General features: G+C 60.1%; 11 protein-coding genes and 1 pseudogene. 4 read left to right on the top strand and 8 right to left on the bottom strand.

Annotation, left to right across the window (positions count from 1 at the left end; translation table 11 throughout):
- Nucleotides 1–253 precede the first annotated feature (253 nt).
- The 3 genes and pseudogenes from JFU47_RS11415 to JFU47_RS11405 all read right to left on the bottom strand — a co-directional run bounded on the left by JFU47_RS11415 (nucleotide 254) and on the right by JFU47_RS11405 (nucleotide 3883).
- A pseudogene (locus tag JFU47_RS11415) lies at nucleotides 254–1350 on the bottom strand (DUF1513 domain-containing protein).
- A gap of 14 nt (nucleotides 1351–1364) precedes the next feature.
- Nucleotides 1365–2429, bottom strand: a complete 1065-nt coding sequence (locus tag JFU47_RS11410) for an imelysin family protein (RefSeq protein WP_123369310.1) — start codon at nucleotides 2427–2429, stop codon at nucleotides 1365–1367.
- Between the two features lie 26 nt (nucleotides 2430–2455).
- A complete protein-coding gene (locus JFU47_RS11405; RefSeq protein ID WP_201183025.1) occupies nucleotides 2456–3883 on the bottom strand; it encodes a di-heme oxidoreductase family protein in 1428 nt (475 codons plus the stop codon).
- 240 nt (nucleotides 3884–4123) lie between these two features.
- Here JFU47_RS11405 and JFU47_RS11400 point away from each other — a divergent pair, with 240 nt between their 5' ends.
- Nucleotides 4124–4453: a DUF190 domain-containing protein gene (locus JFU47_RS11400; protein WP_123369312.1), complete on the top strand. Its 330-nt coding sequence runs from the start codon at nucleotides 4124–4126 to the stop codon at nucleotides 4451–4453.
- Nucleotides 4454–4502: 49 nt separating this feature from the next.
- Here JFU47_RS11400 and JFU47_RS11395 read toward each other — a convergent pair whose 3' ends face one another.
- Both JFU47_RS11395 and JFU47_RS11390 read right to left on the bottom strand, forming a co-directional pair.
- The gene (locus tag JFU47_RS11395) at nucleotides 4503–5849 is read right to left on the bottom strand and encodes an imelysin family protein (protein WP_201183023.1); all 1347 of its coding nucleotides are present in this window, start codon (nucleotides 5847–5849) and stop codon (nucleotides 4503–4505) included.
- Between the two features lie 207 nt (nucleotides 5850–6056).
- Complete coding sequence (locus JFU47_RS11390) at nucleotides 6057–8108, bottom strand: putative bifunctional diguanylate cyclase/phosphodiesterase (protein WP_201183021.1); 2052 nt, start codon at nucleotides 8106–8108, stop codon at nucleotides 6057–6059.
- Between the two features lie 1030 nt (nucleotides 8109–9138).
- Between JFU47_RS11390 and JFU47_RS11385 the strand changes: the two genes are divergently transcribed.
- Nucleotides 9139–9405, top strand: coding sequence for a DUF6124 family protein (locus tag JFU47_RS11385; protein ID WP_201183019.1), 267 nt, complete (start codon nucleotides 9139–9141; stop codon nucleotides 9403–9405).
- Nucleotides 9406–9580: 175 nt separating this feature from the next.
- On the opposite strand, the gene JFU47_RS11380 is transcribed toward JFU47_RS11385, so the two are convergent.
- The 3 genes from JFU47_RS11380 to JFU47_RS11370 all read right to left on the bottom strand — a co-directional run bounded on the left by JFU47_RS11380 (nucleotide 9581) and on the right by JFU47_RS11370 (nucleotide 11365).
- Nucleotides 9581–10177 carry a superoxide dismutase gene (locus JFU47_RS11380; protein WP_008156084.1) on the bottom strand — a complete coding sequence of 199 codons (597 nt, stop codon included), beginning with the start codon at nucleotides 10175–10177 and terminating at the stop codon, nucleotides 9581–9583.
- 176 nt (nucleotides 10178–10353) lie between these two features.
- Entirely contained in the window at nucleotides 10354–10956 is a 603-nt protein-coding gene (locus JFU47_RS11375; RefSeq protein WP_140893501.1) for a LysE/ArgO family amino acid transporter, read from the bottom strand.
- Nucleotides 10957–10963: 7 nt separating this feature from the next.
- Entirely contained in the window at nucleotides 10964–11365 is a 402-nt protein-coding gene (locus tag JFU47_RS11370; RefSeq protein ID WP_201183017.1) for an ACT domain-containing protein, read from the bottom strand.
- 96 nt (nucleotides 11366–11461) lie between these two features.
- Here JFU47_RS11370 and JFU47_RS11365 point away from each other — a divergent pair, with 96 nt between their 5' ends.
- Together JFU47_RS11365 and JFU47_RS11360 are read left to right on the top strand one after the other, a co-directional pair.
- Nucleotides 11462–12355 (top strand): LysR family transcriptional regulator ArgP, encoded by an 894-nt coding sequence (locus JFU47_RS11365; protein ID WP_076028448.1) that lies wholly within the window; start codon nucleotides 11462–11464, stop codon nucleotides 12353–12355.
- Between the two features lie 61 nt (nucleotides 12356–12416).
- Nucleotides 12417–13409 carry an NAD-dependent epimerase/dehydratase family protein gene (locus JFU47_RS11360; protein ID WP_201183015.1) on the top strand — a complete coding sequence of 331 codons (993 nt, stop codon included), beginning with the start codon at nucleotides 12417–12419 and terminating at the stop codon, nucleotides 13407–13409.
- Nucleotides 13410–13501: the final 92 nt, after the last annotated feature.

The following is a 13501-nucleotide window of genomic DNA, read 5'->3' as shown; positions in this document are numbered from 1 at the left end:
CTTGGAGAAAATCAGGTGAGACAGTCGGGCACATTACTCTGAGTGGGAGGTTGATTCCAACTGGCAGAACTTACAGGTAGGCATCGCCCCCGACCTGTAGCAGCTGGCGCAGCCTGCGTTCGGCGGCGGAGCCGTCGTGACATCATGCACCTCAGTGTGCCAGGCAAACCACGGTGTCAGGATTTGCGACTGCTGCGCCCGAGCGCGGACCGAGCCGAACGCAGGCTGCGCCAGCTGCTACAGAGGGTTGTGATTAGATGAGGTGAAGGTGGTTGTCCCAAAGCCCTGCGGGAAGCTCCAGCGGTTTTGCAATCAAATCTGTCTGACGGCAATCGTAGTACCGGCATCGCCCTTGACCCGAGGTCACGACAAAGCCATCGGCTACCGCGCCGACCCCGGCGCAATCGGGAAGCGGCGCGTCCAGGCGCACTTCACCGCTGTCCAGGTCCCAGATGAAAAAGCGGTTGCCCCGTGGCGCGGTCAACGCCACCAGGCGCAGTTCGCTGTGCACCGCGACGCTGGCGGTGTAATGCCCCATGGCTTGCAATTGATGCTCAGGCACCGGGAAGGCCACGAACGGCTGGCCGGGCCGCTTGATCGCCAGCAGCTCCGACGACTCGTGAGACGGCCCCATGAACTGCTGACCGGCGACGATGGTGCCATCGCTGGCAATCCCCAAATGACGCACGCTGTTCATCTGCTGGGCGAGGGTTTCCTTGCTCAGCAGGGTGCCGTCGCGTTGCATCAGGACCAGGCTCGGTTCCATGGCGTTGAGGTTCATCTCGACGCGGCTTTCGGCCTCGGTGCGAATGCCGCCGTTGGCCACCACCAGGGTTTCACCATCGGGCATCCACGACACCTGATGCGGGCCGACGCCGTGGGTCGAAATCTCACCGCTGTGCACCAGCCGCTCACCTTCGAACTTATACACACCGAGCAAACCTCGACCCGGATCGGAGGTGTCGTTCTCGGTGGCGTACAGCCAGTCGCCGCTCTTGTGAATCACCGCATGACCATAGAAGTGCCGGTTCGGCAACGACGTCACGGTTTGCAGCAGCGTGCCGTCGCGCAGGTCGATCAGGTAGCTCTCGGTACCCGGACGACGGGCGACGAACAGCGCAATCGGCAGCGTCGGGTGGTTGATGATGTCGTGGCAACGCTGGCCGACCTGGGTGGCAAACACCCGGGTGCCGTCCAGCCGGTAACCGACGGCGTAGTGCTTGCCGTCGGTATCGTCCCGCGCCGAAAGCAGCAGCGGGCTTTTGTCTTTTGCTTGAACAGCGTCCAGCCGCCCAGCGTCACCGCACCCAGCAGCAAACTACCTAACGTCAGAGCCTGGCGTCGCAGCATGGAACTTGCCCTCATCAGTCACCATCGTTGGCGTTGAAGCCCAGTTGGATGCCCAGCGCCTTGGCCAGCTCGCCTTCGTGCAGGCGGTGGACGACGTTGAGGCTGTCGTAGAGGTCGTTGAGTTGCTGGCGACCGGCGTCGTCATTGAGCATCTCGGTCAGCGAGCGCTGGTTGCTGGCGAACAGTTTCAGGGACGCGGCGTAAGCGGCGTCGATCTTGTCGGCCAACGCTTTCTGCTCGCTCGGCAACAGGCCGCGCAGGCCTTTGTTGTCGACGCCTTCCCAGACCGTTTTGGCGGCGGCGAGGCTGGCTTCGAGGCCCGTCAGAGACGACTGGCTGCGCCATGCATCGGCCTGGAACGGCTGCGGCACACCCTTCGTCTGACGGCCCATCGGCGTGCCGAGTTTTTTCTTCAGGCTGTCGAGGGCGGTGACTTGCACACGCAGCAGATCGGCGATGGCTTCGTGGGAATCGGCGTAGCGCTGGTTCGGGAATTTGCTCATCTGCGCGAGCATACCGTCGGTGTTGTTCCAGCTTTTCAGAATCTCTTCGGCCAGTTGTTTCTGACGCTCGCCAATCGCGATCAGCAGCGGGCAGTACTTGGCTTTCTGTTCAGCGTTGGCCACATCAGGCTTGCTGTCGAACAGGATGTATTCGTAGGCGGACAGGCCTTGCACCACAACGCTCGACTTGGCCAGAGCGGCGGCATCGATCTGCGGCTGTGCGGTGACCAGTTGCTCGACCTGACGGCCGACGAGGTTTTTCTTGTCCGGCCAGAACTGCACCTGCCAGGCGCGATTGCCTTCGGCCAGTGGCCCGATCAGCAATGGTTGCAGCTCGGCCCAGGCTTTCTGCGCATGCAGGAAGTCGGCGCGGGCGGTGTCGAGGTTTTGCTTGCCTTCGCAGTAGGCCAGAGCGCTGACGGCCAGTTGGCGGTCGGCTTCAACCCAGCGCGTGTAGGTCGGCAGGATCACCGACTTGGCGATCGCCGCCGAAGTGACGGCCTGCGGATCCTGCGGTGAACAGGCGCCCAAGGCGAGTGCGGCAAGGCTGGTGAACAACAATTTGGGACGGAACATGTCGGGCTCCCGCTATGGAATACGTATTAAAGAGAATTCAAGAACGCCAGCAACGCAGCGCGCTGCTCGGCATTGAAAGACAAAACCTGTTGCTGCGCCGCTGTGGCTTCGCCGCCATGCCAGAGCACGGCTTCGAGCAGATTGCGGGCGCGGCCATCGTGCAAAAACCGGGTGTGGCCACTGACCGCCTGCGTCAGGCCGATGCCCCACAACGGCGGGGTGCGCCAGTCGCGGCCGCTGGCCTGGAATTCGGTACGGTGGTCGGCCAGACCGTCGCCCATGTCATGCAGCAGCAGATCGCTGTAAGGGCGAATCACTTGATTGGCCAGTTCAGGTTCGGCGGCGTTGGCGGCGGTGGTGTATTTCGGGGTGTGGCAGGACTGGCACCCGGCCTGGAAAAACAGGGTCTTGCCGGCCAGCACCTCGGGGGCGCTGACATCGCGGCGGGCCGGTACGGCGAGGTTACGGCTGTAGAACAGCACCAGACGCAGGATGTTGTCGCTGACTTCCGGCTCACCCTCCGGGCCATTGCCATTCGGTGCCTGTTTGCAGGCGGTTTGCGCGGCGGTGCAATCGTCGACGGTTCTCAGGCTCGTGGTCAGACCCATATCGCCAGAAAACGCGTGAACATTCTGTTGATTGAGGTTCGGTTGCCCGGCCTTCCAGCCAAATCGCCCAAGGACGGTTTTTTGCTGCGCGTCATCCCAGACCCGGTTCGGCCGCCCGGCGATCCCGTTCTTCGCTTTTGCCTGAGCGTCGGCATTGGCCAGGATCGCCTCGTCGGGGATCGCTTCGAGCAGGCCCAGGCCAATCATTGGCGGGGCGACCCTGGCCGAGAAACGCGTGTCAGGGTGCATCGGGCCGTAGCCGAGCTGGGTGATCTGCAACGTCGGTTTGCGCAACTCGACTTCGGTGCCGTCCCTGAAGCGAATCGGAACGGGCGTGTAATCGACGCGCACTTTGCCTTCCGGCACGACACCCGGCACGGACATGTCCTGGAATTGTCCGCCGTAGACCGGCTCCGGGACGACACCGAGTTGCTCGATGACCTTGGCATAGGCCGGCGTATCGGGAATCGACAGGCGTACCAGCATCGACACGGCGTTCTGCGCATCAGGCATGGGCGGATGACCGCGGCCGTCCTTGATGTGGCAGTTCTGGCAGGCGTTGGTGTTGAACAGCGGGCCGAGGCCATCCCGGGCGGTGGTGGTCGACGGAGCGATCACCCAGGGATTACGGAAAAAGCTGTTGCCGACACTGAAGTCCACGCGCCGTGATGGCGGCAGGTTGGCGGAGGGCAGGGAAAATGAGTTCTGATCGGTCTTGCGCACGGTTGCGCTGCCACCGGACCGGGCTTCACCGGGTTCGGCCTCGGTAAAACGTGGGGCGTCATCGCAGGCACTCAGGCCCAGGGCCAGCAACAGTGCGGACAAGCGAAGAGGCAGCGAGGGCATCAGACATCCTGCAAGACGAGCAAAACAAGGGCGCAAAGTCTAACAGGGCAGGGGAGATTGAATAAGAGGAATTATCGTTTACTTGATGTGAGGCAATGCATCCGCAAGGTATCCGCGCCTTTAAGCGTTCAGTCCCCGGTTATGCCCGGCTGTCAGTACGCGGACAGTCGGGTCATCCTGCGAGAGTCAGCGAAGCTATGCTGAACCTGTAGGTTTTGCGCATTCTGCGGGAGGTCAATCATGGACGGTTTTCTGGTGATTTTTTTTACCCAACAGAGTCGCCGTCATGAGGGCAGGATGCTTGGCGAGTGGATAGTCGATCAGGCCAAGGAACTGGGTTTGCGCGGCGCGACAATGACCACTGGCATCGAGGGCTTTGGGCATTCCGGACAGTTGCACTCTTCGCATCTTTTCGAACTGGCCGATCAGCCCATTGAAGTCCGCCTGGCCCTCACGGAAGACGAGCTGACATGCCTGTTTCAGCGTTTGGATGCCGAAGATATTTCCCTGTTTTACATCAAGACGCCGATTGAATTGGGCACCTTGGGCCAAAAAGCCAGCCAGCCCTGAAATGAAAAAAGGCGACCCGGAGGTCGCCTTTTTATTCAGCCAGCGTTGATCAGAATTCGTGATCAGCGTTGTCCGGGTTCAGGTCGCTGATGCCCAGTTTTCCAGCCGCGGCTTCGATCGAACCGGTCTGCTTGACCAGGGAGGCGATCGCGTCGCGGATGATCTGGTTGCCAGCGGTGTTGCCGGCGGCGATCAGTTGGTCGTAGTGCTCACCCTTGTTGGCGTGATCGACGATGACCTGCAACTTGGCTTCGGTCGCCGCCAGGTCGGTTTTCAGCGCAGTATCGGCAGCCGGGTCAGCCTTGGCCACCAGGGACGACAGGCTGGCGCCGGTCATTTTGGTACCGTCGACACGGGTGTATTCGCCCAGGTACACGTTGCGAATGCCTTTGGCATCGTAGAAGTGCGAGTTGTGGGTGTTGTCGCTGAAGCAATCCTGTTCGTCTTCCGGGGAGTTGGCCTCCAGGGAAACCTTCATGCGCTCGCCCGCCAGTTCGCCCAGGGACAGGCTGCCCATGCCGAACAGCATTTTGCGCAGGCCGGATTCAGCTGGCTCGGCTTCGAGGGTGGCGCGGTAGTTGTCGGCCACGTTCGGTTTCCAGTTACCGACCATCTCTTCCAGGTCGCTGACCAACAGTTGGGTCACGGACTTCATGTAAGCGCGACGACGATCGTTGTGACCGCCGGTTGCGCCTTTGCCTTCCAGGTAGTCGGAAGCTGGGCGGTTGCCGGCGCCAGGGCCGGTGCCGTTCAGGTCCTGGCCCCAGAGCAGGAATTCGATGGCGTGGTAGCCGGTGGCGACGTTGGCCTCGGAACCTCCCAGCTCGTTCAGGCTGGCGAGTTTTGCGGGGGTGATGTCTTTCACTTCGACCTTGTCTTCGCCGACCTGAACTTCAGTGTTGGCGATGATGTTGGCCGTGGCGCCCGGGTTACCCAGTGCGTGCTCGTAGGATTTGTCGACGTAGTCGATCAGGCCTTCGTCCAGTGGCCAGGCGTTCACCTGACCTTCCCAGTCGTCGATGATGGTGTTGCCGAAACGGAACGCTTCGCTCTGCAGGTAAGGAACGCGCGCAGCAATCCAGGCAGCCTTGGCGGCTTTCAGGGTGTCGGCGTTTGGTTTGGCAAGGAAGGCATCGATGGCGGTTTGCAGGGTCTTCGCGGTGGATTCGGCATCGCTGTAAACGGCGAAGACCATGTCGGCATAATGCGCGACAACGGCTTTGGCGGCGGCTTCGTCGACTTTACTGGCAGCGGCAGGTGCAGCCGCAGGGGCCGTGGTGCTGGCGGCCGGAGTCGGTGCTTGCGCAGCGACAGCTTTGTCTTTGCCTTCGCCACAACCGGCGAGGGAAATAGCGATGGCCAACAGACTGGCGGTAGCCAGAGGCATACGAATCATGGCGAACATCCTGCTTCGAGAGGGGTGGAATGGCGCAGCAAGCGCGCAAAGCTGCGACATAATGCAAATCTTTCGCATTATCTGTAAAGGGTTGTACCTGGAAATATTTCTTATTCACGGAGACCCGTGAGGTAGATCAAAAGATCGCAGCCTCGTTTCACTCGACAGCTCCTACAGAGTGAAACGAGGCTGCGATCTTTTGATTTTTTACAAAATAGCCGCGTTGCTGCGTTGGGCCTGTTTCAGATATGCGCTCAATTCCCGCGCCGGCAGCGGCTTGCTGTAGAGATAGCCCTGACCTTCGTGACAGCCCTCGGAGATGATGTAGGCCTCTTGCTCGGCGGTTTCCACGCCTTCGGCAATCACCTGCATGCCCAGGCTCTTGCCCAGCTGGATGATGGCCCGAACGATGGTCGCATCGTCGTCGTCATCGAGCAGGTCTTGAACGAAGCTCTTGTCGATCTTGATCTTGTCCAGCGGCAGGCTTTTCAGATAACTCAGTGACGAGTAACCGGTACCGAAGTCGTCGATCGCGATCAGCGCGCCGGAGCGGCGCAGGCTCAGCAGGTGCTGGGCGGCCGTGCTGATGTCTTCCATCAGACCGGTTTCGGTGACTTCCAGCTCCAGGCTGCGCGGTGGCAGGCGATACATCTGCAGCAAATTGTTGACCACCCGTGGCAACTCGGCGTGGTGCAGCTGCACAGTGGACAGATTCACCGCCATGCGCAGGTCGACGAAACCCTGGTCATGCCAGTCGCGCAATTGCTTGCACGCCTGATCCAGCACCCATTCGCCGATGGCGATGATGGTGCCGTTCTGCTCGGCCAGGGGGATGAACAAGTCCGGCGGCACCAGCCCGTGCTCGGGATGCTGCCAGCGAATCAGCGCCTCGACACCCACTACCCGGTGATCGCGATAGCTGATCTGCGGTTGGTAGACGAGGTAGAGCTGATCGCGGGCCAGGGCGTCGCGCAGGTCTTTTTCCAGCTCGCGACGGCGGCGCATCTCGGTGTCGACGCTGGCGATATAGAACTGATAACGGTTGCGCGAGCGAGTCTTGGCCAGGGTCATGGTCTGCTCGGCTTTTTGCAGGAGTTTCTCGGTGCTGTCACCGTCCTCGGGGAACAGGGTGATGCCGATGGTGGCGCGCAGGCGAATCTCCTGATGGTCGAGGGCAAATGCCGCTTCCAGGTCATCGAGAATGCTTTGGGCCAGTTCGGCCGCTTCGTAGGGTTGTTCGATGTCGGCCTGAACCAGGGCGAACTGGTCGCCGCCGAGGCGGGCGAGGGCGCCAAGGCGTCCGCTGTGAGCTCGCAGGCGATCGGCCAGAGCCAGCAGCAGTTGGTCGCCGGTCTGGTAGCTGAATTGTTCGTTGATGCCCTTGAAGTCGTCGAGGCCGACCACCAATACCGCGACCCGACGTTGCAACTTGCCAGCGTCGACCAGGATTTTGTCCAGTTGTTGCTGTAATTGCTGGCGGTTCGGCAGGCCGGTGAGGAAGTCGTACTGCGCCATGCGTAGCAGGCTGTTTTCCGCTTCGTGGCGCAAATGGGTGTTGCGCTCGATGGACTCGAGCAACTGGTTGGCGGTGTTGATCCAGATCCCCAGTTCGTTCTTTTCATGCCCCTTGAGCAGCGGGATTTTGTGTTCGCTGGGGCGATCCGGATTGATTTCCGTGAGGTGCTCGATGATCCGCGACAGCGGCTTGGTCAGCAGCCAGTGATAGACCAGGTACAGCACCAGCCCCATGGCCATCGCACGCAACACGCCGGAGATGAAGATGATCACCGAACTGACGATGAAACCCTGGCCGTAGGTGGCGGTGTCGAGGGTGATGCTCAAGTCGCCGTAATACTCGCTGTAAGGGCCGCGACCCACCAGCTGGGTGGTGAAGGTGCGTTCCTTGCCGAGGATCAGGTCGGTCAGCCAGCGACTGTCGGAATGCTGCAGCTCGCGAGACTTTTGCGCGAGCATGGCTTCGCTGGGATGGCCAATGGAGGCCTTGCGCACAGCGTCGTCCTGAAACAGGCCTTCGATCACCTGCATACCCATTTCCCGGTCCAGGCTGTAGACGGCCTGGGTCGAGGGGTCGCGGAACATGTCGAGGATGCGTTGGGCATCGCTGGCCACGGCCTGGCGTGTTTTATAGGCATCAAAAACGATCTGTGCGCAGCTCAAGACCACGCCGACGATCAATGCCGACAGGAGCACGACCCGAAGCAACTTCACCGACAAGCTGTTCTTGAGTTCCAGCTTCAAAGAGTCATTCCTTGTTCCGTGCGGGTAGCGTCAAGTTGCCATGAGTATTGGCAATCCGGTGATGGCAGTCAAAGGGACAATCAATCACATGGGGTTTTGCCTGTAGCTTGGCTGAAATGCTGTTGTCTGGAGTATTTGTACTGGTTGTACTGTGTCGGTTGTTGGGTCCTTCAACTTGAGGGGGATTTGGACATATTTTCCGTTTGATTGATGTTAGACGGCTGTGGCGGTGGGGCAAGGGGCTGAAGGCTGGTTTCATCTTGGGAAATCGCCCTGGTTTTGCGGATACACCCGGTGTACATATCCATTTCTGCGGTAACGGCCACTTGGGGTTTCGCCCTTACGGCGACTCACTTTTTTTACAAACGCCTAAAAAAAGTAAGCAAAAAAACGCTCGCCCCAAGCGTCCGGCCCCTCGCCTGGGCTCGGCGTTCCTTCGCTCCGGTATTCATCTGGGGGCATCGCCTCCGGTCGGCTTCGCTTCGACCTCCTCTCGATGTGTTCGACTGCGTCGAACGGCGCTGCGCGCCACTCCCCGGATGAACACCTCCACTCAGCCTCCCGAAGGGGCGGGTGGATCAAGGTCAAGAGCTGCAGGCGAGCTAACGCTCGGCCTGTTGAGTGGTGAGGTGCGAAAGGCATGCGCCGATTCCCTGTGGGAGCGAGCCTGCTCGCGATGGCGGCTGCACGGGCAACGGATGCGTACGTTTAAATAGCGGTAAAAAAACCAGACCTTTCCCACGAGGTTTTCAGGTTGCCCGTAGGAAGCGGGTTCAATAACCTTTTGGCTGTCGCTGAAAATCAGCGATCGGGAGTGAGATCCCCGACTAAGCAATTGGAAACCAGCGCTAGGCCCTCCATAATTGCCGCCAGCTCCAGGCTGTCAGCAATTGTTTTATGGCGGCTGTGTGCGGGCGGACTTCGGTCCGGCCGGGTTCCTTTTGCCGGTGATCTCACCCTGCACATAGCTGCCACCTCTTCTTCGAGTGAGATCGGGAATCGATGGCTCCAAACTCAAAAGGCTATGTAAGTGGATAAATTAATCCCCGACCCACCCTTCAACATCACCAAACCCTACAGTCCCAACACCATGTTCATGATCGCCCCCGACATGGATACCGAATCCCTCCTGGCCCACGCCTGTGAGTCATTGGCTTCAGCCAACGTCTTGGCCAGTGATTTCGCCACCTACCTGACCGGCTCCCAGCGCAGCACGGCGTTGGCCATTGCGCAGATCGTCATGTTGGCGGACTTAGCCGTTAATCGGGCGTTGGATATCGTCGACCCGCAGGAATAGGCGTTCAGTCAGTTCTACCGCGTCATCGTTCTTCGCGAGCAGGCTCGCTCCCACAAGTACAGTGGTGTCCTTGTGGGAGCGAGCCTGCTCGCGAAGGTCCAACTGCCGCCCCAAGACTTTTCCTGGTGCATAAAAAAACCCGGCAAAAGCCGGGTTTTTTTGACTGGCGTCGATCTTAAGCGGTGAAGGTTTTGCCTTCGAACTGCTCAGCCACGAATTTCCAGTTGACCAGGTTCCAGAACGCTTCGACGTATTTTGGACGAAGGTTGCGGTAGTCGATGTAGTAAGCGTGTTCCCAGACGTCGCAGGTCAGCAGCGGGGTGTCGCCGTTGGTCAGCGGGTTGCCGGCGCCGATGGTGCTGGCCAGGGCCAGGGAACCGTCAGCCTTTTTCACCAGCCAGCCCCAACCGGAACCGAAGGTGCCGATGGAAGTCTTGCTGAACTCTTCCTTGAACTTGTCGAACGAACCGAAGGCTGCATTGATTGCCTCAGCCAGTGCGCCGGTTGGTTGACCGCCGGCGTTTGGCGCCAGGCAGTTCCAGTAGAAAGTGTGGTTCCAGACCTGAGCGGCGTTGTTGAAGATACCGCCCGAGGAAGATTTGACGATTTCTTCCAGAGTCTTGCCTTCGAACTCGGTGCCTGGCACCAGGTTGTTCAGGTTCACGACATAGGTGTTGTGGTGCTTGTCGTGGTGGTATTCCAGAGTTTCCTTGGAAATGTGCGGCTGCAGGGCATCGTGTGCGTAAGGCAGCGGCGGCAATTCGAAAGCCATGATGATTCTCCTAATCAGGTCAGTTGCGGTGAGCGCAAGGCCGATCACGGGCGGCCAGACAAGCGCCGGGGAGTTTGTACTCTTTGCGGCGCATCGGACCGGATCATAGCACCGGGGGGGCGGCATAACCACGCAACAACTGTGTGGGATAGAGGTTCCAGAGCCTTTTGGAATAATCAGCCAGCGGCGATCAATTGAAAGGCCACGGCAAACATCATCACCGCCACCAATAGATCGAGAATCCGCCAAGTGCTCGGCCGGGCCAGCCATGGCGCGAGCCACGCGGCGCCCAATGCCAGGGTGAAAAACCACAGCAACGACGCACTGGCCGCGCCCACGACATAAGCGCCGGGCTCGGTTTGTTGAGCACCGAGAGAGCCAATCAGCAACACGGTATCCAGATAAACGTGCGGGTTAAGCAGCGTTACGGCCAAAGCACTGAGCATCACCGCGCGCAGCGAGCGCACGGTCTGGTTTTCGCCCTGTTGCAGGCTCTGTTTCGAGCAGGCCCGACGCAACGCCAGGCTGCCATACCAAATCAGAAACGCCGCGCCACCCCAACGGGCAACCGCTAAAAGCGTCGGGTTTTGCGCCAGCACCGTCGCCAGGCCGAATACCCCGGCGGCCACCAGCAAGGCATCGCAGATCACGCACAGTGCCGCCACGGGCAGGTGATGTTCGCGCCTAAGGCTCTGGGCCAACACAAACGCATTCTGAGTACCGATCGCCATGATCAGCCCCGCGGCCACCAACAGGCCGTTTACATAGCTTTGCCACATAAGATGTTTACTCCGCGTTGGCCGCCAGATCCCGCAGCACGTGCAGGGCGCGTTCGGCATCGGCCTGGCCGACGAATAAATGGTCGTGGTAATAGCCAGCGATCACGTTGCAACTGATGCCGGCCTGGCCCAATGCCGTGGCGAATGCGGCGGTCAGGCCGACGGCTTCGAGGGCCGAGTGCACGTTCAAGGTGATCCAGGCCGCGACGTAATCGAAGCTGAAACCGGCCTTCTCGGCGTGGGAGCGTTCCAGAATCACCGTCAGACCTTCCTGCTCGCGAAAGCTGCCGACAATCTCAAGACTTGCCGGCAACTTGCCGTCGCGCAGGGTGCAGAACACGTATTCGCCGACGTTAAGTTGCGGGCTCATGCTGCGCAGCAGGGTTGCCAATGAAGTTTCGCCAGCCATGTCGATGATCCTTGTTGAAGAGTTCTTGCTGGCTATTCTCCAGTGCAAAGCTGTATAAGAAAAACCAATCTTGCTGATCGCTCATTAGGAAAACTGATGTTCGACTATAAATTGCTTTCTGCCCTGGCCGCGGTGGTCGAGCAGGCCGGGTTCGAACGAGCTGCGCAGGTGCTCGGCTTGTCGCAATCGGCGATCTCCCAGCGCATCAAATTGCTCGAGGCGCGGGTCGGCCAACCGGTGCTGGTGCGGGTAACACCGCCGGCCCCGACCGAAATCGGCCGACGGCTGCTCAACCATGTGCAGCAGGTGCGTTTACTTGAACGGGACTTGCAAACCTTGGTGCCGGCACTCGACGAAGAAGGTCTGCCGGAACGCCTGCGCATCGCCTTGAACGCCGACAGTCTGGCCACGTGGTGGGCTGCAGCCGTCAGTGATTTCTGCGCCGAGCAACACCTGCTGCTGGATCTGGTCGTCGAAGACCAGACGGTGGGCCTCAAACGCATGCGCGCTGGCGAAGTGGCCGCGTGCATCTGCGCCAGCGAGCGCCCGGTGGCCGGCGCCCGCAGCGTTTTGTTGGGGGCCATGCGCTACCGTGCATTGGCCAGCCCGGCATTTATTGCCCGGCATTTCCCTGAAGGCGTGCGCGCCGATCTGTTGTCGAAAACGCCCGCGTTGGTGTTTGGCCCGGACGATTTCCTACAGCATCGCTACCTTGCGTCCCTCGGCGTCGATGGCGGATTCGAACACCATCTATGCCCCTCGTCGGAAGGCTTCATCCGTCTCACGGAAGCGGGACTCGGTTGGGGCCTGGTGCCTGAACTGCAGGTGCGCGAGCAACTGGAACGCGGTGTATTGGTAGAGCTTTTGCCCGATAAGCCGATCGATGTGCCGCTGTACTGGCATCATTGGCGCAATGGTGGTCAGTTGCTGGGGTTACTGACCGATCAGTTGGTGCGTTCGTCGAAGCAATGGCTGGTGCCGTTGGACTGACAGGCAGCGTCAAGACCTCACGCAATATGCAAAACGCAAAACGAAATATTCGGAGCAATTCATGAAAATTCTGGTTACCGGCGCAAGCGGCTTCATCGGCGGGCGCTTTGCGCGTTTTGCCCTGGAGCAGGGCCTGGACGTGCGGGTCAACGGTCGCCGGGCCGAAAGTGTGGAGCATCTGGTGCGCCGTGGCGCCGAGTTCATCCAGGGTGACTTGAGCGACCCGGAACTGGCACACGACCTGTGCTCAGACGTCGAAGCCGTGGTGCATTGCGCCGGTGCGGTCGGTTTGTGGGGGCGTTATCAGGACTTCCATCAAGGCAACGTGCAGGTCACGGAAAACGTGGTCGAGGCCTGTCTGAAACAGCGGGTTCGCCGACTGGTGCACTTGTCGTCGCCGTCGATCTACTTCGATGGCCGCGATCACCTGGGGCTGACCGAAGAACAGGTGCCCAAGCGCTTCAAGCATCCCTACGCCGCGACCAAATACCTGGCCGAGCAAAAAGTGTTCGGCGCTCAGGAGTTCGGCCTCGAAACCCTGGCCCTGCGCCCGCGTTTCGTGACGGGGGCTGGTGACATGAGCATCTTTCCGCGGCTGCTGAAAATGCAGCGTAAAGGACGGCTCGCGATCATCGGCAACGGCCTGAACAAGGTTGATTTCACCAGCGTGCAAAACCTCAATGAAGCGTTGCTCAGCAGTTTGCTGGCCAGTGGTTCGGCATTGGGCAAGGCCTACAACATCAGCAACGGCACGCCGGTGCCGTTGTGGGACGTGGTCAACTACGTGATGCGCAAGATGGATGTCCCACAGGTTACCCGCTACCGTTCCTACGGTTTGGCCTACACCGTGGCGGCGCTCAACGAGGGAGTGTGCAAGGTGTGGCCGGGTCGTCCCGAGCCGACCCTGTCGCGCTTGGGCATGCAGGTGATGAACAAAAATTTCACCCTGGACATCAGTCGCGCCCGGCATTATCTGGACTACGATCCCAAAGTCAGTCTCTGGACCGCCCTCGATGAATTCTGCGGCTGGTGGAAGGCCCAGGACATTCGCTAAGGCATGGGTTAGCGCCGCCACACTGAACCGAGTTCGGGGTTGAGGGTCAATCGATGCGGCAGTGGGGGTTATACTGCGCCGCATCAAGCCAT

Source organism: Pseudomonas sp. TH39(2020), from assembly GCF_016650715.1.
In the GTDB taxonomy this organism is placed as follows: Bacteria; Pseudomonadota; Gammaproteobacteria; order Pseudomonadales; family Pseudomonadaceae; genus Aquipseudomonas; species Aquipseudomonas mandelii_C.
The sequence above is the reverse complement of the archived record's forward strand: the minus strand, read 5'-3'. Positions and strand labels throughout refer to the sequence as shown.

What these genes read in the sequence shown, in the direction of transcription:
- JFU47_RS11410 (WP_123369310.1), bottom strand. Translation starts at nt 2,429, where the DNA reads ATGTTCCGTCCCAAATTGTTGTTCACCAGCCTTGCCGCACTCGCCTTG.
- JFU47_RS11405 (WP_201183025.1), bottom strand. Translation starts at nt 3,883, where the DNA reads ATGCCCTCGCTGCCTCTTCGCTTGTCCGCACTGTTGCTGGCCCTGGGC.
- JFU47_RS11400 (WP_123369312.1), top strand. Translation starts at nt 4,124, where the DNA reads ATGGACGGTTTTCTGGTGATTTTTTTTACCCAACAGAGTCGCCGTCAT.
- JFU47_RS11395 (WP_201183023.1), bottom strand. Translation starts at nt 5,849, where the DNA reads ATGATTCGTATGCCTCTGGCTACCGCCAGTCTGTTGGCCATCGCTATT.
- JFU47_RS11380 (WP_008156084.1), bottom strand. Translation starts at nt 10,177, where the DNA reads ATGGCTTTCGAATTGCCGCCGCTGCCTTACGCACACGATGCCCTGCAG.
- JFU47_RS11375 (WP_140893501.1), bottom strand. Translation starts at nt 10,956, where the DNA reads ATGTGGCAAAGCTATGTAAACGGCCTGTTGGTGGCCGCGGGGCTGATC.
- JFU47_RS11370 (WP_201183017.1), bottom strand. Translation starts at nt 11,365, where the DNA reads ATGGCTGGCGAAACTTCATTGGCAACCCTGCTGCGCAGCATGAGCCCG.
- JFU47_RS11365 (WP_076028448.1), top strand. Translation starts at nt 11,462, where the DNA reads ATGTTCGACTATAAATTGCTTTCTGCCCTGGCCGCGGTGGTCGAGCAG.
- JFU47_RS11360 (WP_201183015.1), top strand. Translation starts at nt 12,417, where the DNA reads ATGAAAATTCTGGTTACCGGCGCAAGCGGCTTCATCGGCGGGCGCTTT.